Raw genomic sequence first — 24,310 nt, 5'->3', positions numbered from 1 at the left:
CGCAGGCGGAGGCCGGGCGCGAAGGAGGGGACCGTGGATAGAGCGCCCGGGCTGAGCGTCCGCCTCAGACTCACCCTCAGCTACGCGGCGTTCCTCATGCTCGCGGGAGCCCTGCTGCTCGCCGCCGTGTGGGTGTTCCTGCTGCGCTACGTCCCCAACCGTGCGCTCCTCGTGGCCGCCGGCACCACCGATACCGGTGTCTTCCCCATCCGGTCCAACCTCCTGCGCGTCTTCGCGCCGAGGGCGGCGGCGGTCATGGCGTTCCTGCTGGTGTTCGGGCTCGCGGGAGGGTGGCTGCTGGCCGGCCGGATGCTCGCCCCGCTGACCCGCGTCGCGGACGCCGCCCGCCTGGCCTCGACGGGATCGCTCTCCCACCGGATCCGGCTGCCGGGCCGCCAGGACGAGTTCCGGGAGCTCGCCGACGCCTTCGACACGATGCTCGCGCAGCTCGAGGCGCACGTGACCGAGCAGCGGAGGTTCGCGGCCAACGCCTCGCACGAGCTGCGGACCCCGCTGGCGATCTCGAAGGCGCTGCTCGACGTGGCCCGCACCGATCCGGACCGCGACGCCCGCGAGGTCATCGGCCGCCTGCACGCCGTCAACAACCGGGCGATCGAGCTCACCGAGGCGCTGCTCCTCCTCAGCCGCGCGAACCAGCGGTCCTTCACCCGGGAGGACGTCGACCTGTCCCTCATCGCGGAAGAGGCGACCGAGACGCTCCTCCCCCTCGCCGAGGAGCGCGGCATCGGCATCGAGACCTGCGGCGACGTCGCCCCCGCGGTCGGGTCGCAGGCGCTCCTGCTGCAGCTGACCATGAACCTCGTGCAGAACGCGATCGTCCACAACCTGCCCGAACACGGCACCGTGCGGATCAGCACCGGCGTCCGGGCCAGGTCGGTGGTGCTCACGGTCGAGAACACCGGCGAGAAGCTCGCCCCGCAGCTGGTCTCGACGCTCACGGAGCCCTTCCAGCGCGGCACCGAACGCACGCACACCGACCACGCGGGCGTCGGGCTCGGCCTGGCCATCGTCAAGACGATCACTCAGGCGCACGACGGAACGCTCACCCTCACCCCGCGTCCCGCCGGCGGGATCCGCGTCACCGTGGAGCTGCCCGCGATCTCCGCGCACACCGGCAGGGCGGCGTCCCACTCGCGGCACGTGCCCGCCGCCGCCGCCGTGTAGCCAGGGGACGCGGCAGGGCACCTCCTGGGGTAGCGGTACTCCGCCGCCATGCTCGGGTTCACCGCGCAGCCGGTGCTGCGGCCCGATCGGCTCAGCGGGGCAGCAGGCGGCGGGCGGCCCGCCGCACGCGGCGCTCCTCGTCCGGCAGTGTGAAGAGGGTGAGCTGCTCGTCTCCGGGCAGGCCCACGCGCAGGCAGCGCTGCTCCCATGGCGTGTCGACGACCTCGTCCCCGACGGCGGCGCCGGCGGCGGCGAGGCGGGACGCCAGGGCGCGCAGCTCCGCCTCGTCGCCGACCTCGACGCGCAGGGCGTGATCGCGGCCGTGCCGGGTCCCGGTCTCGGCGTCGTCGACGAAGTCCCACTGGGCCTCGTCGAACAGCTCGATCGCGGCGGGCGCGACGGCGAACAGCACGCCGCGCTGCCCGCCCGGGTGCGTCCATTCGTCCACGACCGGCAGGCCGAGGCCGTCCCGGTAGGTCCGGACGGCCGCGTCGAGGTCGGGGACGCGCAGGCAGATCCGCAGCTCGTCGAACGCGCGGCGGCTCCCGCCCGGATGCGCCGCGGGGCGGCTGACCAGCACGTAGACGTGCCCGTCGGGGGCGCGGAAGTGCGACCACTCGGTGGCCCAGGACGTCTCGACGCCCACGTGGACGTCGCCGATGAACGCGACGCCGTGCGCCTCGAGCTCCTCGCGGGCCGCGCGGACGTCGTCCACGAGGAGGCCCGCGACCGGGTGCTCGAAGAAGGAGTGCTCGGTGTCGGCGGGCTTGAACACCTCGAAGGCGTCGCCGTCGGGCAGGTCGAACACGACCGCGCCGGGCTGGTCGAGTCCGACCGGGAGGCCGACGACGTCGGCGAGGAAGCTGCGCATGGAGTCGAAGCGCGGCGTCCGCGAGCCGACCCAGGCCATTCCGTGTACGCGCATGGTCTCCTCCGGTCAGGCGTTGCCGGCGGTGAGCGACACCGCCTGCTGGGCGTAGGGGTCTGCGATGCATGCACAGCTGAATGCAGAACTGCATGCACCTGTGAAACCGAAAAGATCAGCTCCGGTCCGCGAGCAGCCAGCCGGCGCCGGGGACGACCGGCTCCAGGCCGAGCTCGCGCAGCGTCCGCCATACGGTGGCGACCGACGCGGTCACCACCGGGATGTCGAACGAGTCCTGGATCCGCTGCACGACCGGCAGCGACGGCATCTGCACGCACGCGCTCAGCACGAGCGCGTCGACGCCCGAGGTGTCGACCTTCGCGGCGATGTCGACGAGGTCCGCCGGGTCGAGCCGCCCGACCGCGAGGTTGTCGGAGACCTCCAGGCTGACGGAGTCCTGGACCTCGACGCCCTCGGCCTCGATGTACTCGCAGACCGTCCCGGTCAGCGGCTTCATGTACGGGGTGATGACGGAGACCTTCTTGGCGCCGAGGTGCTGCAGCCCCTCGACCAGCGCGCCCGCCGACGTCAGCACCGGCGCCTTCCCCGCGACCGCCGACAGCCGCCGCTGGCTGACCCGGTGGTAGCCGGGCGAGTGCGCCATGATCGCGACGAGGCAGGCGTAGGCCATCACGTCCACGTCCGCGTCGGCGAGCTGCTCGGCGCACACCAGGGACTGGTCGTCCATCGCGCGGAGCTGCTCGGGGTCCACGTGCTGCATCCGCATCCGCGCGGAGTGGAACGTGAACCGCTCCGGCGCGACCTCCTCGCGGGCCCGCAGCATCGCGGGGATCTCGGTCTCCATCGTGGTGTTCGAGCTGGGCACGATCATGCCGAAGCGGATCGCGGTCATTCGGTGTCTCCTTCTTCGCGGACGTGCCGCAGGTTGGCGGTGGACAGGTTCAGCCCGCCGCGCACGCCGGGCCGCAGCCAGCGCAGCGTCCCGGGGCGCTCGATCCGGCCGTCCGGCGTCGTGCCCAGCTCGATGCCGAGCCCGCGCGCGGCGAGCGGCAGGGGGCCGAAGGCGTGGTCGGGCTCCTGGTCGAGGACGAGCCCGAGCGCGGCGTCGATCAGGTGGAACTCCAGGATCTGCCGGGCGGACTGGGCGTCGCGGTCGCGCATCGCCTCCAGCAGCAGCCGGTCCAGCCGGGTGAAGTCCTCCGGCGCCTCGGGGTGGGACAGGTAGAGCCGCTGGTGCCGGTAGATCTTCAGGTGCAGCGACTCGGTCAGCTCCGCCCACGCCCGGGGGTAGCGGCCGAGCGCGGTCTGGTGGAACCGGAGGTGCGCCTCCTGGAAGTCGCGGATGCGGCGGCCGTCGCCCTCCATCCGCTCGAGGTCGGCGTCCATCCGCGCCAGGTCGCCGGCGGTGAGCTCGGCGACGATCCCGGCGATCGTCGGCGGCTCCACCAGCAGCCGGAGCCCGTAGTACTGCTCGACGTGCGCGGCGCTGGTCGGCGCGACCTCCATGCCGCGGTTGGCCTCCGCGACCACGAGGCCGTCGGCCTCCAGCCGGTGCAGCGCCTCGCGCAGCGGCGTCCGGGACACCTCCAGCTCGGTGGCCAGCCCGCCCTGGGACAGCCGCAGGCCGGGCGCGTAGGCGCCGTCGATGATCCGCTCCCGGAGCGTCTGGTAGATCGCGTCGACCGTGTTGCCCGGCCTGGACTCGGTCATCGGTGCCCGGCCTCCTCGCCGCCCGGGCCGTCGCCGGCGCCCGGATCCCGCCCCGCGTCCGGGTCCCACCCGGCGCCCGGCGCGTCCTCGGAGCCGAGGGCCACCGCGAACAGCTGGGTGAACCGCTCCGGGTCCTGCCGCGCGATGATCTCCAGCTGCATGGCGTCCAGCAGGATGCGGTGGCCGTGCCTCGGGACGAGGATCTCCAGGCGCTCGCCCTGGCGCGTCCACACCTTGCGGACCTGGACACCGGTGAACTCGTTCCCGACGCCGATCGGCTCCCCCGCTCGGACGATCCCCTCGGGCAGTTCCGGTTCCGCGGACATGTCCCGTCCCCCTCAGTCGTGGCTCGGTCGGATGTGGCTTCGGTCGCGGTTCGGCCGGCGGCGGCTCAGCCGATGTCGATGATCTCTGCGGGGATACCGTAGGCGTCCGGGCGCACCCCGCGCAGCACGGGGAGCGTTTCCCTGCGCCGCGCCGCCTCGCCGAGGTCCAGTTCGAGGACCCGGCTCGCGGCGGGCGCCGTCCCGAGGTCGGCCAGCACCTCTCCCCACGGCCCGGCGGCGAGGGCGTGGCCGTAGGTCGGGAACGCGTCGTCCTCGGCGCCCCGGACGGTCGCCGACGCGACCACGAAGGCGGAGTTCTCCACCGCGCGGGCGCGCAGCAGCAGCTCCCAGTGCGCCTCCCCCGTCCGCTGCGTGAACGCCGACGGGACGAGCAGCACCTCCGCGCCCGCCAGGGCCAGCGCCCGGTACAGCTCGGGAAAGCGCACGTCGTAGCAGATCGTCAGGCCGACGGTGGCGCCCGCGACGCGCAGCAGGACGGGCCGGTCGCCGGCCGTCTCGACACCGGACGCCTCGAAGGAGCGGCCGTCGATCCGCGCGTCGAACAGGTGGATCTTGTCGTAGCCGCCGGCGATCTCGCCGTCCGGGCCGATGACGAGCGCGGTGTTGCGGATGCCGCCGTCCACCCGCCGCTTGAAGCCGCCGAGGACGACCGTCGACGCCGCCGCCTTCGCGGCCCGCCGCAGTGCCCCGATCTCGGGGGCGTCAACCGCCAGCGCCGCGTCCCGCATCTCGGTGTTGGTACCGAGCATCAGCCCGTTCTCCGGGAGCAGCACCAGGTCGGCGCCCGCGCACTCGCCGATCATCGCGCACGCCGTCTCGGCGTTGGCGGCGACGTCCCGGGTCGCGTGCCACTGGGTGAGGCCGACGGTCAGCGTCCGGTCAGGCATGCGCGTGCTCCCGCCCGGACGCGCGTCCGGCCCGCTCCGGGAGGGGCAGGTCGACGACCGTCCAGCCGCCGCCGGACGCCTCCATCGGCTCGTAGGCGAGCACCTCGGCGGGCACGCCCGGGCCGACCAGCCCGAGCATGATCAGCCAGTTGAGGAACTCGTACTGGCCATGGTCCAGCAGCGGGTACGGCTCCAGGTTGCCGAGGTCGTTGCCGCGCCCGGCCTGGAGCATCTCCAGGATGTAGGTGTCGAACTCGACGTCCACGCCGCCGAACTTCCCCGGGTCGAGCCAGTGCGAGAGCCCGCCGGTCGCGAGCATCGCCACGCGCTCGCCCCGCGTCTCCAGGACCGTGCGCAGCACCTCCCCGAACGCCCGCGCTCCGAACGGCGAGAACGTCCGCGCCGGCTGCGTGATGATCGGGATGACCGGCAGGTCGGGGCGCGGCAGCACCTGCCGCAGCGGGACGATCAGCCCGTGGTCCAGGTCGACCCGGTCCGCCTCCTCGACCTCCATGCCCTCGGCGCGGACCGCGTCCACGATGGAGCGCGCGAAGGCGGGCGCGCCGGTCAGCGCGAGGTCCAGGTCGGGGCGCTTGAAGAACTCCATCGACCCGGTGTGGGACGCGGCCGTCCCGACGACGAACGCGCCCGTCCGGAAGCGCTGGAAGTGGCAGTCGGCCGTCACGATCAGCACGTCGGGGTCGGCCGCGGCGATCCGCTCGCCGAGCCGCCGGTACCCCTCGGTGAGCCGGGCGACCCCGTCCGCCGGGTCGATCTCCGGGCGGGCCAGCAGGTCGGGGACGTGCGAGCAGCCGCCCGCGAACACCAGGTTCGCCGGGACGTCCGGGTCGGGCAGCGGCGCCGAGTGCTCCACGTGGAAGCGGCTCGCGCTGGTCGAGTCGCCGAGGTCGTCGGCGAACCACCGGCTGACGAGGATGGTGATGCCGTCCACGACGCCGGCCGAGCGGAGCCGGTCGCGCCGCCCCTCCGCGATGACCCCGGCCCACTCGGCGTCCAGGCCGAGTTCCGCCCCGACCCCGGCCGGGTCGGCGCGGAACCGGGCGAGCAGCGCCGTGTCGCGGCCGAGCGCCAGGATCGCCTGCTCGAGGACCTTCGCGTTCACCACCCCGCCACCGTTCCCCGCACCGTCGCTTTTCCCCACGGTCACTCCTCCTCGCCCGTCAGGACCCCGTCGCGGACGACCGCGTGCCCGTCGATCTCGACGGTGCAGCCGCGCATCGGGATGTCCAGGTGCGCCGGGGTCTCGCGGCCCGCGAACCGGTTCGGGCCCGTCGACCACATGAAGTTCCCCGACGTCGAGCGCAGCTCCTGCCCGTACAGCGAGCGCGGCTCGTAGACCTCGAACGCCGACCACCGGGCGATCGGGTGCACGCCCCAGCCCATGTGCGAGACGGCGTACACGTTCTCGTCGTCCCACGCGTCGAAGTAGTCGCGCAGGACGAACGCGTCGTTCCCGGGTCCCTCGACCTTGGTGATGAAGCCCTTCTCGATCGTCATCGTCACCGTGTCGCGGACCGCGCGCTGCCACGGGATCAGCACGTCGCCGGGCTGCAGGACGATCGTCCCCTCGGCGGTCCGGTCGTGCGGGAAGCAGGCGACGAACCCGCTCGGCCAGTGGTCCCATCGGCCCGGCTCGTCCACGTAGCCCCACTGGTGGGTGATGGGGAGGTCCTCGCCGGAGATGTCGGCGGTGAGGTCGGTGCCGGCGGAGGACGTCACCCGCAGCGTGCTGCCCGCCTTCAGCCGCCGGCCGCCCGCCTCGACGACCGCGCGCAGGCTCTCGTCGCCCATCAGGCGCTCCAGCACGTTGGCGGGCTCGGCGACGAACAGCATCCGCTTGCCGTTCCCGGTGATCCGCGTCCGGACGTCGGAGTGGATCAGGCCCTCCACCGTCACGTCGATGACGAGGTCGCACTCGGCGGCCGCGGCGAGCAGCGCCGCGACCTCCCGGCCGTCCGCCTCGTAGGGCGGCAGCAGCGGGTTGGACAGGCTGGACGCGGTGAGCACGAGCGCGCCCGCGCCGATGTCGCGGGCCGCGGCCACGGCCGCCTCGGCGTAGTCGGTCTTCTTCCCGAGCTCGGAGATCACCGCGACCGTCTCCGACGGCTTGAGCGCGCACAGCCGGTACTGGTCGACGAACAGTTCCCGCAGGGTCTTCGGCATGTCGTTGTCCTTTCTCAGAGGGTGGGGCGCGGCGCTCAGAGGGTGGAGCGCAGCGCGCCGCCGTCGACCGCGAACGCCTCGCCGGTGACGAACCCGGCGGCGGGGGACAGCAGGTACGCGGCGGCGCGGGCGATCTCGGCGGGCTCGGCCCACCGGCCGAGCGGGATCGCGGACACGACCTTCGCGTGCTCCTCCTCCTCGGTCGTCCCGTTCGCCTTCGCCTTCGCCGCGGCGATGTTCCGCATCCGGTCGGTGCCGGTCGCGCCGGGCATCAGCTGGTTGACGCGGACGCCGAGCGGCGCCAGCTCCAGCGACATCTGCTTGGCCAGCGCCGACAGCAGCGACCGCATCGACGCCGAGAGCACGCCGCCCGGCGCGGGCTGCTTCACCCAGGTCGAGGTGATGAACAGGATCGAGCCGCCGCCCTGCTCGGCCATCTGCCGGGCCCCGGCGGACGCGAGCTGCACGGCGGGCCGGACGAGCTGGTCGTAGGCCAGCGTCCAGTCCTCCGGGACGGTCTCCAGGAACGGCACGATCTTCGGACCCGGGGTGTTGATGACGAGCGCGTCGAGCCGGCCGTGCGCGGCGACGACGTCGGGGACGAGCCGCTCCACGGCCGCCGGGTCCGACTGGTCCACCGGGTAGGGGGTGCGGCCCGGCGCGGCCTCCGGCGCGCGGGCGCTGACGGCGACGTCCGCGCCCTCGGCGGCGAGCAGGCCGGCGATGGCCGCGCCGATGCCGCGGCTCGCGGCGGTGACGAGCGCGACCTTGCCGTCCAGTTCGAGGTCCACCGGTCAGTCCTCGATCGTGATGGCGGCCTCGGGGCACTGCGCGGCGGCGCGCCGCGCGGCGTCCGGGTCGGCGGGGACGCCGTCGCCGATCACCGAGGCGTAGCCCCAGTCGTCGAGCTGGAACAGGTCCGGGGCGGTCTCCGCGCACGTGCCGTAGCCGCTGCACTTGGTGGCGTCGACGAACACCTTCATGTCAGTTCTCCTCCCGTTCGAGGTCGTGGTCGAGGTCCCGTTCGAAGCCGGCCGGGAACTCGGCGCGGACGGTCCGCGCCCATCCGGCGGCGCCGTCCAGGAACGCGCACGCGCCGCGGCCGGGGAGCGTGTCGCCCCAGCGCCGCAGGTTGTCGCGGTCCTTGTCGGTCGCCGTGCCGTCCTTGAGCGCCGCGAACACGTCGCGGATCGCGGCGGTGCCCTTGGCGCAGACGCCGCACTGCCGCGCCGACTCGCGGGCGTACCAGGCGGTGATGTCGGCGGCGACGGCGAGCGGGTCCGTCCCGGCGGGCAGCGCGGTGATCGCGCCGCAGCCGAGCCCGGAGCCGGCCGCGCGCACCGCCTCGTAGGTGCAGGCCGTCCCGGCATGGGACGGGCCGAGCAGCCCGCCGAACCAGCCGCCCATCACGAACCCGGCGGGCTCGCTGGTGAAACCGCCCGCGAGGGCGAACAGCTCCGCGACGGTCAGGCCGAACGGCACCTCGTACACGCCAGGGTCCGCGCACGCGCCGGTCAGGGTGACGAGCGTCGTCCCGGGCGATTCCGCGGTGCCGTTCTCGCGGTACGCGGCGGCGCCGTTCCGGGAGATCCACGCGGCGTGCGCGAGCGTCTCGACGTTCGAGACGAGCGTCGGTCGCCCGTCCACGCCGGAGTCGCACACCCGCGGGGGGCGGGCCAGCGGCAGCGCGGGGCCGCCGCCGATCGACCGGCACACGGCCGTCTCCTCCCCCGCCACGTACGTCGGCTCGACGACGTGGACCTCCGGGACGGGCCCGTCGAGCCTGGGCATCTCCGCGATGGCGGCGCGCACCGCCGCGACCGTCTCGGCGTGGGACAGGTAGACGACGGCGCGGTCCGCGCCGACCGTGCGGCCGGCGAGCAGCAGGCCGTCCAGCACCAGGTGCGGGCGGTTCAGCAGCAGCCACCGGTCCTTGCGCGAGCTGGGCTCGCCCTCCTCGCCGTTCGCCACGACCACGCGCGGGCCGGGCCCGTCGGCGACCGCGCGCCACTTGACGTGCGCGGGGAACCCGGCGCCGCCCCGGCCGCGCAGCCCGGCGGCCGCCAGTTCGGCGATCACGTCGCCGCACGCGGGAGGCTCGTACGTGCCGCGCCCGCGCTCGGCGGCGAGGCCGAGCGGCCCCGGCGTCAGCAGCCGGGGGGCGGCGAGCGTCGATGTCACCACCGGGCCAGCACCTCCTCGATGCCCACGACGTCGCCGTACTTGGCGTCGATGTCCAGCAGGTTCGCCTCGTGCGGGCCGGGCTCGCGGTCGCCGACGCACTCGCGCGGGACGAACACCGCGAGGTCCAGCGCGCAGGCGTCCACGGCGGTCGCCCGGACGCAGCCGGACGTGGTCGCGCCGCACACGACGAGCGTGTCCACCCGCTCCGCCGCGAGCCGCTCGGCGAGGTCGGTGCCCGCGAACGCGGAGGCCGCCTTCTTGGCGATCACCGGTTCGCGGACGGGCAGCCGCCCGTCCACCTCCACCCACCGCGACCCCTCGGTCAGCGCGCGGAGCGCGGGCATCTTGCGGAGCCACACGAGGCGGTCCAGGTCGTCCGGGGTGTACGCGATCGTCGTGAGGAAGATCGGGACGCCCGCCGCCTTCGCGCGTTCCAGCAGCGTGCCGGTGCGCGCCACCACCGCGTCCAGGTCCGAGCCGGGCGGGCATTCGGGATCGGTGAACCCCTCGATGAGGTCCACCACGACCACCGCTGGCCGATCGCCCCAGGTCAGCCGGCCCGCGAGGCCGCCGCGCCCGTACCGCTCCCGCGTGGCCGCGATCCAGTCGCTCATTCGAACGTCAGCTTCGGCCAGGTGCCGGGCTCGGCGCGCATCATGTCGGCGTAGAACCGGTACAGGTTGCGCTGGACGCCCTCCTCGTACCGCGTCCAGTACGCGATGCCGGGCCCCGGCCAGTCCGGGACCTCCTTCGCGATCCCGACGCCGGGCATCCCCATCTGGTAGTTCAGCTTGAAGTCGAGCAGGTCCGCCGCCACCGACCGGCCGGTGCGGCTCACCGTGATCCACGGCTCGGTGTCGTCCATCTCGAAGGCGCCGCCCATCGAGAACGTGCCGAGCCCCGCCCGGTACGCCCGGTCCTTCTGCGCGGGCGTCATGTTCTTGTAGACGCAGAACCAGTTCCAGATCTCGACCTGGCCGACGCCGTGCGGCTGCCATGTCCGGATCGTCATCACGCCCGTCGGCGGGTGGTTCGCGCCGTCCTCCGTCATCGGCAGCGCGAGGATCGAGAAGTTCGGGAAGACGTTCGCGACCATCACCCGCGAGCGGCGGGCGATGTCGAGCTGGTGCTCGCTGATCCGGGACGTGTCGAACGTCGCGGCGACGTCGTCGGGGAAGCCGAAGAACTTCGGGCCGGGCTCGTCCTCGGTCGGCGCCATCGAGAACGACAGCGAGTGACCGGGCGACGCCTGGATGTGGTACCCCATCATGTTCTCCCGGAACGGGACGGGGAACGCGCCGATCTCCCACACCGACCGGTGCAGCGTGCCGAGGTGGTAGTCGTCGCCCGAGAAGTTGTCGCTGCCCGACTTCCAGTTCGCGTCGATCACGAACCGCTGCGGCGCGCCGATGATCTCGATGCCGCTCTCGTTCAGGCCGAACAGCAGGTCGAGGTACCAGGCCATGCCGCCGAGGTACTCCTCCAGCTCCGGCGCCGTCGGGTCGAGCGTCGCGAACACGAGGCCGTGGTAGGAGCGGACGCGGGCGACCTTCGACAGCCCGTTGCCCTCCTTCGGCATGCCGCCGAACGCGTTCCGCCACAGCGGGGCGCCGACGAGGTCGCCCTTCGTGTTGTACGTCCACCCGTGGTACGGGCAGCGGAAGTGGGAGGTGTTGCCCGAGTCGGACCGGCACACCTGGACGCCCCGGTGCCGGCAGGCGTCGAACAGCACGTGGATCTCGCCCTGCTCGTCCCGGACGACGATGAAGCTGTCCTCGCCGATCTTGCGCAGGACGTAGTCGCCCTTCGCCTCGATCTCCGACTCGTGCGCCAGGTACACCCAGCACCGTCCGAAGATGGACCGCAGCTCGCGGTCGTAGATCTCCTGGTCGCCGAAGATGCCGACCGGCACCTCGCCCCGCGCGACGCCCTCGGCGAGTTCGTCGAGGAGCTGCTCGCTCCGTGCCATCGAGTGCCCCCTCAGAAGAAGATGGAAAGGTTGTGCGTGCCGATCACGGTCAGGTCCAGCAGGACCTCGCGGCGCAGCAGGCGCAGCACGCCGTCCTCGCGGCGCAGCACGTCCCTGCGCTCGCCGGCGAGCAACTGCGGCTGCGTCTGCTCCTGCCGGGTGCGGTAGACCAGCAGGTTGCTGCGCACGCCGGCCCGCTCCTCGCCCAGATCGGTGACCTTCACGTTGGTGACGAAGTGCCGGATCCGGGACGGCGGGTCCTCCGCCCAGGCGTACGCGGTCTCGTTGCGGGCGACCCGGCTCTGCAGCGAGCCGTACGACTCGTCGAGGTGGAACGTTCCGGGCAGGAAGCCGGTCCCGCGCGCCCGCTCCACCGTCTGCCTCAGCGGCACCTGGTAGACGACGTCGCGGCTGACCATGCCCTCCAGCCACTCGCGTTCCCGGTAGTCGTCCAGCAACTCGGCCTCGACGTCCATCCAGTCGACGACCTCGTTGTAGAGCGCGCTGCCCGCACGCGCCCGCACGCCGGTTCCCACCACGGCGGCCTCCCTTCCGAAGGTGCCCACACTTTTGCATACACTTTGGACGGGTAGCAAGGGTCACACGAAACCCGCAGGTAAAAACCCTCTCACTACCCTTGGGGATCAGTGATCGCCTTGAGGAGGCATGCCATGGCCGGGCCGCTCGACTCCGCGCACGCCGTCACCAAGATTCCCTGCCAGGACCTGGACCGGGCCCGGCGCTTCTACCGTGACCGCCTCGGCCTCGAGGCCGCCGAGGAGCGCGAGGGCGGGCTCCGCTACCTGTGCGGGGCGACGGAGTTCCACCTGTTCCAGTCGTCCGGGAGCGCCTCCGGCACCGCGACGCAAATGGGCTTCGAGGTGGACGACCTCGACCGGGTCGTCGCCGACCTGCGGTCCCGCGGTGTGGAGTTCGAGGAGGTCGATGTCCCCGGCTTCACGGTCGAGGGCGAGATCGTGACCGTCCCCGGCAACTACCCCAGCAAGGGACGCGGCGAGCGCGGCGCCTTCTTCCGCGACAGCGAGGGCAACCTTCTGGCGATCGGGCAGGCAACGCCCTGACCGCTTCGTACTGAGGGCTTCGCGCTGAGGGCTTCGCGCTGAGGGCTTCGGCCAGGCCGGCGGAACCGATCACGCGGGCGAGCCGTCGCAGAGGTTCATGGTCGTTCGGATGATCAGGGGCGAAGGACGCGATGACTCGGTTCCCGCAGATGCCGGCACCGGCGGATCTGGCCGCCGCCGGACCCAGAGGCGCCAAGAAGATGCTGGCCAGGGCCGCGAGCCCGGTGCCCGCCGCCGAGCTGGCGCCGTTCTTCGAGCAGGCCTGCCGGGAGCTGGCGCGAGCCGGTGACAGCGAGCTCGCGTTCTGGGCGTTCGGGCAGGCCCGCAAGATCGAGAAGGACCATCCCGCACTCCTCGACCTCGACCGGGTGCACGGCGTCTTCCTCGACCTGGTGCCCGCGGGCGGCGTCGGACCGGCCGCGCTGCGCGACTACGCCAAGACGCTCGCCGCGCGGTTGCCGGCGGAGGAGGCGCACGCCCGCTTCCGCGAGGTGATCTGCGCGGGGTTCGACGCCGGGCACATCCCCTACGCCCGGATCTTTCCCGACCTGCGCGCCCTGGCCCGCGCCGCGAAGATCAAGAAGCGGGACGAGGAGGCGTTCCTGGCCGAGCGGCTGCTGCGCGCCGGGCTCATGCCCATCGCGTCCCACCAGGTCTGGGCGGCCGCCCGCGAGCCGCTCGCCGAGGTCGCCCGGCGCGACGACGACCTGATGAAGCTGCTGATCGCCGCCGAGCCCGACCGCGCCCGGCACGAGGAGGAGAGCGGCGAGGAGGTCGCCGAGGAGATCCGGCAGATGTGGCTGGAGTCCCTGGCCGGGAGCGGAGCGGGCGCGCACCTGCCGGCGCACTGGTTCGGCGGCGCGGGACGCGGTTGCGCGGCGCCCGTCCTGCTGACGCTCGTCGAGCAGGCGGGCGACCGGCTCTTCCCGGACGGCGAGGTGGTGTACGGCGAGGAGACGGACCCGGCGCTTCCGCCTCCCGAGCACCGGCACGTCATCCCGATGGCGGAGATCAACACGGACTCGCCCCGCTGGTGGGGACGGGCCTTCGACGCGGGCCGTCAGGCTGCGGACGTGGCGTCCGGGCCGGAAGGACGCGCGCGTTTCGCCGGTCTGCTGGACGCGTTCGTCCGCGACCTGGGGTATTTCGGGAACGTCGACTACGCGGCCACGGTACGAGCCCTCTGGGATCTGCCGGAGACCCGCGAGGTGCTGGGCGAAGCCGTCGACGGCTGGAAGGCCGACGCGGGCCGCCCGGACCTCCCCTTCCAGCACGACGCCCTGCAGCGGCTCGTGCGGCTCACCGGCCGCGGCGGTCTCCTCGATCTGGATCCGGGCGTCGCCGAAGGGCTCGAACCCGCCGACCCCGTGGACGCCCTGCTGGCGGCCCTGCGCGGCGGCATCCCCGCCGAACTGGCCGTGCCCGGCGACGGGACGCCGCACAAGTCTCCGAAAGCAGGGCGGACGATCGTCCAGCACCTCGGATACCTCACCATCGCGGAACGGTCCTGGCACGGCCACGCGTCCGTCACCGGCGACGGCCACCTGTCGCTGAGGCTTCCCCAACTGCCCGAAGGGCTGCTGCCCTGGTACGACGGCGAGACCGGCCTCCTGTCGCGGATCCAGGACGGCCGCTGGCAGACGTTCCGGATCGAGGGGCGGACGGGCCAGACCGTCGCGCTGACCCTGGACCCCTCCCTCGCCACCGCGCGGCCCCAGGCGCCGGGAGCCGCCGAGGTGACGTTCCCGGGCGCCGCCGCGCCGAGCGAGGTCCGGTTGAGCCGCGGCGCGATCACCGTCACCGCCCCTGACGGGACCCGGACGGCCCGGCTGGCCTTCTCGCCCGTCATGAGCACGAAGGGCGGGCTCGTGCCGCCGCCCGGCTGGTGGCCGCGGCGCGACCCGGTCGACCCGGACGGGTCGGCGGCGCTGCGCCGTCTCGACCGCGAGGGTGCGGCGCGCCTGCTGGAGGCGACGCTGGCCGGGCCGCGCGCCGCCGCCGACGCGCTGGACGCCGTGCTGCCCGAGGTGACCGCGCCCGGCATGCGCGACGGCGTCCTCCAAGCCGCACGTACCGCCGTCGAGTGCCTCCTCCTCGCCATCGAGCTGCGCGACCGGATCGGCCGGCCCCAGCCTCCGGCACTGCCCGCGCTCGTCTCACCGGCGCCCGACCTGCCCTTCGCGCGAACCACGGTGCGGACGCGGTGGCTCGTCCGCCAACGGCTCCTCGCCCGCGCGCTGGAGTCGGCGACCGGCGAGCCCGCGGCCGGCGAGCCCTACCTCGTCCGGACGGTCTCCCTGCCGACCGGCGGCCATGTGGGCGTCGACCTGGACGCCCTCGCGGGTCACGCGCTGCCGGCCGTCCTGCCGTGGACCTCCGACGCGCGGCGCGAGGGCGTCCTCGACGTCCTGCGCCTCTGGGCCAACGCCCCGATCGGGGACGGCACCGGAGCCTGCCGGATCCTGCGCCTGACTCCTTCGGGCGGCGAGGAGCAGTCCAACGCCGAACGCCAGATGGTCGACAGGCAACTGGAGAAGACGGCGCCCGGAGAGCTCTGGCGCACGCCGAACGGCGCCCTGCTGATCCTGGACTACCAGCGACGCGACCGGACCGCGACGGCCGTGGAGTACGCGCCCGCCGGAACGTTCGGCCCCATCGAGCCGCCCGGCTGGCAGGCGGCTCGGGCCCCCGCCCCCTGCTGGGGCGACGCCGAGCGCGTCGTCCGCCTCATCCGGCTGCTGACCGAACGCGGCCCCGCGCCGATCGACGCCGCCGCGACCGTCCGCGACCTGGCCGGAACGCGCGGGTTTCGGCCTGGCGGACGCCGTCGCGGTCTGCGCCTTCCCCGCCGAGGTCCTGGACGACGGCATCCCCACGACCGGCGCCGAGCTCCCCTTCCCCATGCGGGACGCGCTGCGGGAGCGCCTGCTGCCCGACGACCCGGCCGACCTCTGGACCACCGGCCTCACCACGGACGCGGCGGCCGCCTGGTGGCGCGCCCACGGCCGGCCCACGCCCGCGGCTCCCTGACCGGCTCGACCGCGCACCCGCCGGCTCCGGGCGCGGCGGTCTCAGGCGTGCTCGCGTTCGGCCCGCCGCCGCATCAGCTCCTCGACCGCGGACGGCAGGGTGTTCTCGAAGTCGATGAGCTTCACCCAGGTCGGCGTGACCACGACCCGGACCATGCCGTCGTAGAGGGAGCGGACCTCGGCCTCCCACTCGACGCGCTGCTCCGGCGTCATCTCGTAGCTGCCGTTCATCTGGAGGTACTCCTCCGGGATGCCGTCGACGACGTCCAGCTCGGCGCGTCCCCGGATGAGCAGGATCTTCGGCGGGTGGACCTCGGTGTCGATCGTCAGCGCGACCTCGGGCCGACGGCGCAGCGACCGCAGCTTCGGGGCGTTCTTGGTGGTGCACATGACGATCTCCGAGCCGTTCCAGGTGAACGCGATCGGTATGTTGCGGGGCGTGCCGTCGTCGGCGACGTAGGCCAGCCGGGTCAGGTCGCGGGCCAGCAACTCCTGGCTGTAGGGCCGGCCGAGGATCTCGTTGATCTCGTGCTGTTCCATCGTCGTCGCTCCTCTGTCGGGTCGTCCGGCGGGCCGTTCCCGGCCGCTCGCATCCCTGGGACGGAGCGGGCTCTGCCTTCTCGACATCCGCGCCGACGGATCTCCGGATTCTTTTTGCCGGGGCGACCGGCGCTCACCGCTACCGGGGTGAGCGCCGCATCCGGCGCAGCGTGAGGGCCAGGGTGACCCCGTAGGGGAGGTGCGCGATGAAGATGGCCACCGCACGTCCAGGGCGGTCCCGGTGCGCGGGCGGCATGATGCCCGACAGGGGCAGCCAGCCCTGGTAACTGACGGCCCAGACCCCGACGCCGTAGACCGCTCCGGCCGGCGCGGAGGGCCGGTGGCGGCCGGTGAGCAGCCCGAACGCCGCCCCCATGGCGGCCCCGAACCCCAGGTGAGCGATCCCTCCGACCGGCCGCTCGGCCGATGTGGGCTTCTCGCTCGAACCGGGAAGCAGCACCACACGCGCGATGCGGTGGTGCGGCTGCTCGCGCATGAGCCCGCAGCGGCGAGCCGCCCGCATCCAACCGGTCATGACCGAGGTGGCGACGACCCCGGCGACGGCGCCTTCCCCCGCTGCTCGCATGCGCCCGCTCATGCGCGATGGCGTACCCGTCATCAGGGCCGTTATGACCACTCCCCCGGCGGCGGCTCCGTGGGCCGGTCCCCGGTCATCCACCGGAGACCGGCCGAAGAGCGCGGCACTCGCCCGCTGCGCGCCGCTTACTGGGAGAGGACGTCTCCCGGCTGGATCGGCTTGTCGAGGAATCCGAGCTTGGTCATCGAGTCGGAGACGCGCTTCATGCCGGAAGGGTCGTTGTCGACCGGCCAGGTCGCGGGGATCGCGATCGATGACACCTGCGCCGGGGTGAGGTGCATGAAGGCGGGCAGCGTCTTGCGGACGAGCGCCGGGTCGTTCTGCGCGAGCAGGGACGCCTCTTTCAGGGCGGCCCGGAGCTTGGCGACGGTGTCGCGGTGGCCGTTGACCCACGTCTCGGTTCCCGCCCATCCGGCGATCGGGAAGCCGGCGGCGCCGCCCGCCCAGGCATCGATGACGCGCGGGTTGCCCGCCGCCTTGGCCTGGCTCTCCTGCGTGCCGGTGAGCCAGGAGGCGTCGACTTGGCCGTTGTTGAGGGAGGACAGGGCGTTGGGCACGGGGATCTGCACGTACTTCACGTCCTTGGGGGCGACCCCGGCTTCGGCGAGCCGCAGGTCGGTGACCAGATCGGCGACGGACCCCGTGCCGGGGACACCGATCTTCCTGCCCTTCAGGTCGGCCATCGAGCGGATGGGACTGCCCTTCTTGGTGAAGATGCCGTCGGCTCCGGCCTGTCCTACTCGCGACTGCGCGACGAACTTCAGTTTCAGGCCGTGGGACGCCCCGGAGAACACGGTGACGTAGTTGACGAGGCCGAGGTCGGCGCCGCCGGACTGCAGGGCGGCGACGATCGACGAGCCGGACTGCCCGGCGATGATCCTCACGTTCAGGCCCTGCTTGGCGAACAGCCCCTTCTGCTTGGCGATGTAGAGGGGAGCGGCGTTGGGCTGCGGCGACACCAGTACCTTCAGTTCGGCCCCGCCGCCGGTGCCGCCCGAGGCCGAGCCGGACGAGCAGGCGGAGGCGGAGGCGGCCAGCAGCCCGGCGGCGAGGACGGCGGTGGCGGTGCGGGCATGGCGAACGGAACGCATGACGGCTCCAGGGTGTGGGGTGGCGGGGTGGACGTGGAGGCACTCGGGAGCAGGTGGGTGATGACGCGTGACGATCAGGTGCTGTGGATCAGGTCGTAGATCTTGGCGCGGGTGTCGAGGTAGCCGTCGAGGCGCTTGGTGTCGATCTGGTCGCGCGGGTAGGGCAGGTCGACCGCGACGGTGGCCATGACGTGCGAGGGGCTGCCGGACAGGACGAGGACGGTGTCGGCGAGGTAGACGCTCTCGTCGATGTCGTGGGTGACGACGACGATGCTGGTGCTGGTGCCGGAGCGGATGTCCAGGACCAGGTCCTCCAGGTCCGCGCGGGTCTGGGCGTCCACGGACGCGAAGGGCTCGTCCATGAGCAGCAGCCGCGGCTCGGTGACCAGCGCGCGGGCGATCGCCACGCGCTGCTGCATGCCGCCGGACAGCTGCCACGGGTACTTCCGGGCGGCGTCGGAAAGTCCCACCCTGGCCAGGGCCTCGCGGGCGCGCCGGTGCCGTTCGGCCCGGGCGAGTCCGGCTCCGCGCAGCGGGAACTCCACGTTCCGGATGACGCTGAGCCAGGGGAACAGCGAGCGGCTGTAGTCCTGGAACACCACGCCGATGCCTTCGGGGATGCCGCGGATCGGGGCGCCCTCGAAGCTGACGACGCCGCCGGTCGGCGTGATGAGGCCGGTGAGGCAGCGCAGCAGGGTGGTCTTTCCCGCGCCCGAGGGTCCGACGATGGACATCGCCCGGGTCCGGTGCAGTTCGAAGTCGATCGCGGCGATCGCCTGGTGGGATCGCTCGCCCGTTCCGTAACGGTGCTCCAATCCCTCGACCGCGAGGATGGGAGGGGTCACTGGGTGCTCCTTAGGACATGCCACCGCAGGGCGTACTTCTCGATGAGCAGGAAGAGGGCGTTGAACAGCACGCCGAAGAGCGCCAGGACGGCGAGGGTCGCCCACAGCGCCGGGACGTCGAAGGTGGTCTGCGCCTGCAGGGCGGCGCCGCCGAGGCCGCCGGTGCCGGCGAACATCTCCGAGCCGACCGCCAGGACGATGGCCAGGGACATCGCCACCCGGAGGCCGGCGAAGACCTTCGGCGCGGCGGCCGGGAGCAGGACGCGGAAGAAGCGCCGCAGCGGGCCCAGGCGGTTCAGCCGCGCGACGTCGACCTGGAGGGGCTCGATGTCGGCGACCCCTGCGGCGGTGTTGAGCAGCACGGGCCACAGGCAGCTGAACACGACCACGGTGAGGTGCATCGCGGTGCCGACGCCGAGGACGGCGATGGACAGCGGGACCACCACGATCGGCGGGGTGCTGCGCAGGAGCAGCAGCGGCGCGCCGGTGTAGTCGCGGACGGCGGGGAGGGCGCCGATCGCGGCGCCGGCGGCCACCCCGGCGCAGGAGGCGATGAACCATCCGGCCAGGGCGGTCTCGAAGGTCTGCCGGATCGCCGACCAGGCCGTCCCGGTGACGAACAGGTGCCCGGCGGGGCCGGACAGCCAGTCGGTGCGCAGCCGGTCCCAGACGGCGGACGGGGCGGGCAGGAAGAACACGGGGTGCGCGGTGACCCGCCACTGCCACACCGCGATGATCGCCGCCATGACGAGCGCGCCGCTCAGGGCGCCGGCGAGCCGCCTCATCGTGCCCGCTCCGCGGCCCAGGGGCAGGCCAGCCGGGTCGCCAGCGCGACGGCGGCGCCGATCGCGATGCCCAGCACCCCGGTCAGCACGGCGGTGGCCCACAGGACGTCGATGTCGCCGGTGGAGGTGGCCTGGATCAGCACGCCGCCGAGCCCGTGCCCCGCCGAGGCCAGGTACTCGGCGCCGATCACGATGATCAGTGCGAGCGGTGCGGCGGTGCGCAGGCCCGCCATGAGGAACGGCAGGATCGACGGCAGCACGACCCGGACGACGAGGGCGAGGCGCCCGCACCCGAGGACGCGGGCGGCGTCCCGGGCCTGGGCGTCCACCTGCCCGACGCCGTAGACGGTGTTGAACAGCATCGGCCACCAGCAGCCGAGGGCGCCGACGGCGACCTCCATGGTGCGGCCCTGGCCGAGCGCCAGGATCGCCAGCGGGATGAAGGCGACGGCGGGGACGGGGCGGAGGATCTCGAACGGGAGGCCGAAGGCGCGGTAGGCGAGCCGGCTGAACCCGAAGACGACGCCGAGGGCGACCGCCGCGGCGAGGCCGGCGGCGACCGCCATCACGACCGCCGTGATCGTGGCGAGCACGGCGGCGGCGAATCCGTGCGCGGAGACGAGCCGGCCGACCTCGGAGGCCAGGCGGCCCAGCCCGGGCACGGCCCAGCCGCGCGGGCCCCACCACGCCAGCGTCTGCACGAGCATCGCCAGCGCCGCGAGGCCGAGGAGCCCGCGCGCCGCCGTGAGCGCTCTCGGGCCGATCGTGTGCGCCGGGAACGACCGCCGTGGAGCGGCCGCCGGGCGCTGTTGTCTGGACGTTGTCGGCTCCTCACATGAGGTGGTGCAGGTCACAGCGAGTGTCCAAGTTGGATGTCCTGCAAGTCAATACCTATGTCCTATATTTCCGGACAGCCTGCGGCTCAGGGGTTGACGACCGCCATCCACATCGGCTCCGCACGCCGGACGAGGGCGTCCATGGCCCGCGGCGCGTCGGCGAGCGGGAACCGGTGGGTGATCAGCTCGTCGGCCGTGAGCCGCCGTGACGCCAGCAGGTCGAGCACGGCCGAGGTGTCCTCGCGGGTGCAGCCGCGCGTTCCCACCACGCGCCAGCAGCGGGTCATGATGATCCTGATGGGGAACGGCAGGGCCGCTTCGCTGCCGCCCATGTGGACCAGGGCGCCGCCGGTGGCCAGTGCCTGCATCGCCTGCACCGTGCCGGGGCCGCCCGGCAGGTAGTCGAGGACGGCGTCCGCCCCGCCGGGCAGCAGGTCGTCGAGCCGGCGGGCCAGCCCGTCGTCCTCCGTCCAGCCGCCGGGCAGCTCCTCCAACGCGACCGTCCTGACCGGCACGGCGCCGGCGAGCGGCCGCACCGCCTCCAGACGTTCGGCCGACCGTCCGACCAGGACCAGTTCCCGGACGCCGAAGAACTCCGCCAGCTTGACGGTCGCGGTGCCCATCGCCCCGGTCGCGGCCGTGACCACGACGCGCCCGCCCGGATGCAGCCCGGCGCTCTTCAACGCGCGGTGGGCGTTGCCCAGCTCGTGCAGCTTGGCGGCGACGTCGAAGCCGACATGGTCGGGCAGCGGGTCGACGAGCCGCCTCGGGACCCGGACGTACTCGGCGAGCCCGCCGTCGTGGTACCGCGCGTACAGCTCCATCGGGCCGGTGCCGAACGCGGCGTTGCCGATCATCGCGGCGTCGCCGCACATCTGCTGCCGCGCCGTCGTGCAGTACCGGCACGATCCGCACGACAGCATCGGGTGCATCCGGACCCGCGCCCCCATCAGCGCGGTGTCGACGTCCGCGCCGGTCTCGACCACCGTGCCGGCCACCTCGTGCCCGGGAGTGCTCGGCAGGTGGGTGAACCGGCCCCGCGCCAGGTGCTTGACGATGCTCGGCGCAAGGCCCGCCGACACCACCTTGACCAGCACGTCTTCCGGTCCGACCCGCGGAACGCCGACCTTCTCCACGCGCAGTTCCGTCGACCCGGCGTGCGCGCGGACGGCGAGCATCCCGCTCATCGCAGAGCCTCGATCTCGCGGGGAGCGGTGCCGCGCGCCTTCTTGGTCCCTTCGGCGACCTGCGGCACCGCGCCGGCGGCGGCCACCGCCAGGTGCGTGCTGGGTTCGGAATGGACGGAGGTGAACGCGATCCCGAGCGGTATGCGGACGAAGTCGCCGGGGACGAGGTCGAGCGTGCCGCGCTGCGTCACCAGCGTCCGCGTCCCGGCGACCTGGTACTGGATCTCGTCGGCGTCGCGGTGGCGGCGGTAGCGGCGGCCGTCGGACGAAGCGGCCACGACCTGGCCGATGAGGAGCCGCGGCGACTCGTACAGCCACACGGTCTGGTCGGACCGCACCAGCGTGATGCGGGCGTCGGTGCGCTTCGCGCGGTCGAGGAGGAGCCGCTCGTCCGCCGCCGCGACATGGATCCCCTCCCCCTGCCCGCCGCGCATCTCGGTGATCATCTCGTTCTGGACGGTCGGCTCCCAGCCGGGGAACGGCGTGGGGAGGTACTCGGCGAGGCGGGTCGGCGGGACGCGCTCGGCCAGCGGGGCGGGACTGTAGAAGAGCAGATGGATGTCGCCGTCTCCGAGGTTGTCGTGGGCCACGCCGACCGGGATGCGGGAGAAGTCGCCGGGGGCGTGGGTGATGGTGCCGATCTCGGTGATCAGGGTCCGGCCGCCCGTCACCTGGTAGGAGACCTCGTCGACGTCGGCGTTGCGGTGGTAGAAGCCCTGCCGCCCGGTCATCGTCTGCACTTCCATGCGCAGGAAGTCGTTCTGGTACAGCCCCTTGGGGTGGGTGCGTCCGGCGTCGACGTACCGCGGGCTGAAGTGGACGGCTTCCAGGGGGTCGTGGTCGCGCAGGGCGCGGGCGCGGATCGGCAGCGGCTCGCCGAGCAGCAGGTCCTCGTCGCGCTCCAGCACGACGGGCGGTTCGGTGAAGGGGAAGGCGTCGAGGTGTTCGTGGACCAGGCCCATGTCAGAGGTATCCGTTCTCCTTGTAGAAGGCCGCCGCGCCCGGATGGAGCGGCACCGGCGGATCCAGCGGCAGGCTCCGCATGTCGATCGGGCTCGTCATCGCGGCGGTCGGCCCGGTGAAGCGTCCGGAGATCTGCTCCTTCTGCTCGTCGAGCGCCTCCAGCATCAGGCGGGCGGTCGCGTCGGGCAGGTCCTCGGCGCAGTACAGGACCCAGCCGGAGAAGTCGATCGTCGGGACGTCCCGCTCGACCCCTCGCAGCCGCCCGGCGCGCAGCACCCCCGGCCGCATGCCGAGCTCGGCGCAGCGGGCCAGGATCCCGTCCTCGACGGGGAGGTAGTCCAGGTCGTAGGTCTCACTGATCCGCTTCCACCGCCAGGTCATGACGGCCTCGTCGAAGACCGCGTCGAACGCCGGGTCCACCGGGACCGACTCCGGCTGGTTGGGGTACTTCGGCCGGTCGTGCAGGATCCGCCCGCCCCACGCCTCCAGGTCGGCGACCGTGAAGCCGTGCAGCGAGAAGAGCCGCTCCAGCGCGATGGCCGCCGGGTGTCCCGACTCGCGGGTCGGCATCGAGATCTTCAGCGGCAGCCTCCGCTCCCGGACGTCGTGCAGGCTGCGCACGCGGTGCCGCTTGCGGACCGCGAGGACGAGCTGGTCGTCGTGGGCGAAGCTCGCCAGCGTCCGCACCCCTTCCTGCCCGGCCAGATGCCACGCGGGGGTGGTGATCGCGGCCTGGTAGCGGCCCTGCCGCACCAGGTCGGGGCCGTTGAGGGCGAGTTCGGCGTAGGGCGTGCCGGTGACCACCGAGACCGTCGAGCCGCGCGGCAGCCCGCCGCGCGCGAGTCCGTGCGCGATCAGGCCGCCCACGCTGGTGAAGTTGCCGCCCGGGCAGAGAAGTTTGAGATCGGCCATGCGCTCTCCTCGTGAGGGTCCCGGCAGTGTAAGCGTGTCCCGCATCTCGTGACTAGTGTCCTGATATTCGGAAACCGCGAGGGACGACCTGGTTTTCATGTAGGTTTTCCTGCATGACAGGACAGTCGACGGACCGGACGAGCGGTTACCGCGAACGCAACTCCACCGCTGATCGCGCCTTGGACATCCTGCTGATGTTCGAGGACTCGAGGCTCGTGGTCGGCGGCCAGGAGGTCGCCGACCACCTGGGGGTCGCGCGGTCGACCGCGTACCGCTACCTGCAGAGCCTGGCGTCCTCTGGGTTCATCGAGGAGCAGCGCCCGGCGGGGTACCGGCTCGGGCCCCGGGTGTTCGAACTGGCTCGGCTGGCCCGCAAGGGACTCGGGCTGTCGGAGGTGGCCCGGCCCGTGATGCGCGAGCTGTGCGACCGGGTCGGCGAGGCGGTGCTGCTCACGCGGCGGACCGGAGCCACCGTGGTCTGCCTGGAGCGCGAGGAGACCGACCACCCGGTCCGGCTGTCGTACGAGCGCGGCCACGTCCTGCCGGTCAACGCGGGCGCCTCCGCGCTGGTGCTGCTGGCCTGGGCGCCCGAGAAGGAGGTCGACGAGATCATCGAGACCAGCGGGCTGCCCCGCTTCACCGGGGCGACGATCACCGACGCGGCGGAGCTGCGGGCCCGGCTGGCCGAGATCCGGGAGCGCGGGACGGCGGTCTCGCGCGGCGAGCTCGACCCGGACGTGCTGGGCGTCGCCGCGCCGATCCGCGGCGCCGACGGCGAGGTCGTCGCGGCCGTCAGCGTCGCGGCCCTGTCGCACCGGGTCCCGGACGAACGGCTGCCGGAGGTCCAGCAGGCCGTCAACGAGGCCGCCGCCGCCATCAGCGGACGGCTCGCGGTCGTCTCGTCCTAGCCGATCCGCCCTTCCCCGCCCCGCCCCGCCCCGACACGAGCACGCGCACGGACCGGGGCGGGGCGGGGCTGGCGCCGCCACGGGCTCCGGGGACGAGCCGCACCGCGAGCGGCCCGGCCCCGGGGCCGCACGGCTGCGGGGCCGGGCCGCCCGCCGCCGCGTCCCCGGAGCCGCACGGCCGG

25 protein-coding genes are annotated in these 24,310 nt (G+C 73.3%); 3 read left to right on the top strand and 22 right to left on the bottom strand.

Annotation, left to right across the window (positions count from 1 at the left end; genetic code table 11):
- The first annotated feature begins 33 nt into the window (after window positions 1–33).
- Window positions 34–1,185 (top strand): ATP-binding protein, encoded by a 1,152-nt coding sequence (locus amrb99_RS27945; protein ID WP_190861496.1) that lies wholly within the window; start codon window positions 34–36, stop codon window positions 1,183–1,185.
- 91 nt (window positions 1,186–1,276) lie between these two features.
- Here amrb99_RS27945 and amrb99_RS27940 read toward each other — a convergent pair whose 3' ends face one another.
- The 13 genes from amrb99_RS27940 to amrb99_RS27880 form a co-directional block, all read right to left on the bottom strand.
- Window positions 1,277–2,110, bottom strand: coding sequence for a VOC family protein (locus tag amrb99_RS27940; RefSeq protein ID WP_190861494.1), 834 nt, complete (start codon window positions 2,108–2,110; stop codon window positions 1,277–1,279).
- A gap of 115 nt (window positions 2,111–2,225) precedes the next feature.
- Entirely contained in the window at window positions 2,226–2,963 is a 738-nt protein-coding gene (locus amrb99_RS27935) for an aspartate/glutamate racemase family protein (protein WP_190861492.1), read from the bottom strand.
- Window positions 2,960–3,781: a GntR family transcriptional regulator gene (locus amrb99_RS27930; RefSeq protein ID WP_190861490.1), complete on the bottom strand. Its 822-nt coding sequence runs from the start codon at window positions 3,779–3,781 to the stop codon at window positions 2,960–2,962. Before amrb99_RS27930 ends, amrb99_RS27935 begins: the two co-directional genes overlap by 4 nt.
- Window positions 3,778–4,107 carry a hypothetical protein gene (locus amrb99_RS27925; protein ID WP_190861489.1) on the bottom strand — a complete coding sequence of 110 codons (330 nt, stop codon included), beginning with the start codon at window positions 4,105–4,107 and terminating at the stop codon, window positions 3,778–3,780. The genes amrb99_RS27930 and amrb99_RS27925 overlap by 4 nt, the downstream gene beginning before the upstream one ends.
- 65 nt (window positions 4,108–4,172) lie before the next feature.
- Complete coding sequence (locus amrb99_RS27920) at window positions 4,173–5,015, bottom strand: nitrilase-related carbon-nitrogen hydrolase (protein ID WP_190861487.1); 843 nt, start codon at window positions 5,013–5,015, stop codon at window positions 4,173–4,175.
- Complete coding sequence (locus tag amrb99_RS27915) at window positions 5,008–6,177, bottom strand: hypothetical protein (RefSeq protein ID WP_206700138.1); 1,170 nt, start codon at window positions 6,175–6,177, stop codon at window positions 5,008–5,010. The genes amrb99_RS27920 and amrb99_RS27915 overlap by 8 nt, the downstream gene beginning before the upstream one ends.
- 2 nt (window positions 6,178–6,179) lie before the next feature.
- Complete coding sequence (locus amrb99_RS27910) at window positions 6,180–7,199, bottom strand: hypothetical protein (RefSeq protein ID WP_190861485.1); 1,020 nt, start codon at window positions 7,197–7,199, stop codon at window positions 6,180–6,182.
- A 35-nt stretch (window positions 7,200–7,234) separates the two neighbouring features.
- The gene (locus amrb99_RS27905; RefSeq protein ID WP_190861483.1) at window positions 7,235–7,990 is read right to left on the bottom strand and encodes an SDR family oxidoreductase; all 756 of its coding nucleotides are present in this window, start codon (window positions 7,988–7,990) and stop codon (window positions 7,235–7,237) included.
- A gap of 3 nt (window positions 7,991–7,993) precedes the next feature.
- Window positions 7,994–8,182 carry a ferredoxin gene (locus amrb99_RS27900; RefSeq protein WP_190861481.1) on the bottom strand — a complete coding sequence of 63 codons (189 nt, stop codon included), beginning with the start codon at window positions 8,180–8,182 and terminating at the stop codon, window positions 7,994–7,996.
- Window position 8,183: 1 nt separating this feature from the next.
- A complete protein-coding gene (locus amrb99_RS27895) occupies window positions 8,184–9,383 on the bottom strand; it encodes an NADH-ubiquinone oxidoreductase-F iron-sulfur binding region domain-containing protein (RefSeq protein WP_190861479.1) in 1,200 nt (399 codons plus the stop codon).
- Window positions 9,377–9,997, bottom strand: coding sequence for an isochorismatase family protein (locus amrb99_RS27890; RefSeq protein WP_190861470.1), 621 nt, complete (start codon window positions 9,995–9,997; stop codon window positions 9,377–9,379). The genes amrb99_RS27895 and amrb99_RS27890 overlap by 7 nt, the downstream gene beginning before the upstream one ends.
- Entirely contained in the window at window positions 9,994–11,352 is a 1,359-nt protein-coding gene (locus amrb99_RS27885) for a Rieske 2Fe-2S domain-containing protein (protein ID WP_190861466.1), read from the bottom strand. Before amrb99_RS27885 ends, amrb99_RS27890 begins: the two co-directional genes overlap by 4 nt.
- 11 nt (window positions 11,353–11,363) lie before the next feature.
- A complete protein-coding gene (locus amrb99_RS27880; RefSeq protein ID WP_206700137.1) occupies window positions 11,364–11,891 on the bottom strand; it encodes an aromatic-ring-hydroxylating dioxygenase subunit beta in 528 nt (175 codons plus the stop codon).
- Window positions 11,892–12,023: 132 nt separating this feature from the next.
- On the opposite strand from amrb99_RS27880, the gene amrb99_RS27875 reads away from it, so the two are divergent.
- Window positions 12,024–12,434, top strand: a complete 411-nt coding sequence (locus tag amrb99_RS27875; RefSeq protein WP_190861454.1) for a VOC family protein — start codon at window positions 12,024–12,026, stop codon at window positions 12,432–12,434.
- Between the two features lie 3,071 nt (window positions 12,435–15,505).
- Here the strand turns inward: amrb99_RS27875 and amrb99_RS27870 are convergent.
- The 9 genes from amrb99_RS27870 to amrb99_RS27830 form a co-directional block, all read right to left on the bottom strand.
- Window positions 15,506–16,003, bottom strand: a complete 498-nt coding sequence (locus amrb99_RS27870) for a pyridoxamine 5'-phosphate oxidase family protein (protein WP_190861552.1) — start codon at window positions 16,001–16,003, stop codon at window positions 15,506–15,508.
- Between the two features lie 139 nt (window positions 16,004–16,142).
- Entirely contained in the window at window positions 16,143–16,589 is a 447-nt protein-coding gene (locus tag amrb99_RS27865; RefSeq protein ID WP_241755994.1) for a DUF1440 domain-containing protein, read from the bottom strand.
- 137 nt (window positions 16,590–16,726) lie between these two features.
- A complete protein-coding gene (locus amrb99_RS27860) occupies window positions 16,727–17,692 on the bottom strand; it encodes an ABC transporter substrate-binding protein (RefSeq protein WP_190861448.1) in 966 nt (321 codons plus the stop codon).
- 74 nt (window positions 17,693–17,766) lie between these two features.
- On the bottom strand, window positions 17,767–18,537 hold the full coding sequence (locus tag amrb99_RS27855) for an ABC transporter ATP-binding protein (protein ID WP_347256889.1): 771 nt from the start codon (window positions 18,535–18,537) through the stop codon (window positions 17,767–17,769).
- Window positions 18,534–19,322: an ABC transporter permease subunit gene (locus tag amrb99_RS27850; protein ID WP_190861445.1), complete on the bottom strand. Its 789-nt coding sequence runs from the start codon at window positions 19,320–19,322 to the stop codon at window positions 18,534–18,536. Before amrb99_RS27850 ends, amrb99_RS27855 begins: the two co-directional genes overlap by 4 nt.
- Window positions 19,319–20,029 carry an ABC transporter permease subunit gene (locus amrb99_RS27845; RefSeq protein ID WP_190861441.1) on the bottom strand — a complete coding sequence of 237 codons (711 nt, stop codon included), beginning with the start codon at window positions 20,027–20,029 and terminating at the stop codon, window positions 19,319–19,321. Before amrb99_RS27845 ends, amrb99_RS27850 begins: the two co-directional genes overlap by 4 nt.
- Window positions 20,030–20,244: 215 nt before the next feature.
- On the bottom strand, window positions 20,245–21,345 hold the full coding sequence (locus amrb99_RS27840; RefSeq protein WP_190861439.1) for an alcohol dehydrogenase catalytic domain-containing protein: 1,101 nt from the start codon (window positions 21,343–21,345) through the stop codon (window positions 20,245–20,247).
- The gene (locus amrb99_RS27835; protein ID WP_190861437.1) at window positions 21,342–22,307 is read right to left on the bottom strand and encodes a hypothetical protein; all 966 of its coding nucleotides are present in this window, start codon (window positions 22,305–22,307) and stop codon (window positions 21,342–21,344) included. Before amrb99_RS27835 ends, amrb99_RS27840 begins: the two co-directional genes overlap by 4 nt.
- A 1-nt stretch (window position 22,308) precedes the next feature.
- Window positions 22,309–23,220: a TAXI family TRAP transporter solute-binding subunit gene (locus amrb99_RS27830; protein ID WP_190861435.1), complete on the bottom strand. Its 912-nt coding sequence runs from the start codon at window positions 23,218–23,220 to the stop codon at window positions 22,309–22,311.
- 113 nt (window positions 23,221–23,333) lie between these two features.
- Between amrb99_RS27830 and amrb99_RS27825 the strand changes: the two genes are divergently transcribed.
- Window positions 23,334–24,128 (top strand): IclR family transcriptional regulator, encoded by a 795-nt coding sequence (locus amrb99_RS27825; RefSeq protein ID WP_190861433.1) that lies wholly within the window; start codon window positions 23,334–23,336, stop codon window positions 24,126–24,128.
- The last annotated feature ends 182 nt before the right edge of the window (window positions 24,129–24,310 follow it).

Source organism: Actinomadura sp. RB99 (assembly GCF_014706005.1).
Taxonomy (GTDB): Bacteria; Actinomycetota; Actinomycetes; order Streptosporangiales; family Streptosporangiaceae; genus Spirillospora.
This window is presented reverse-complemented; position numbering and strand designations above follow the sequence as displayed.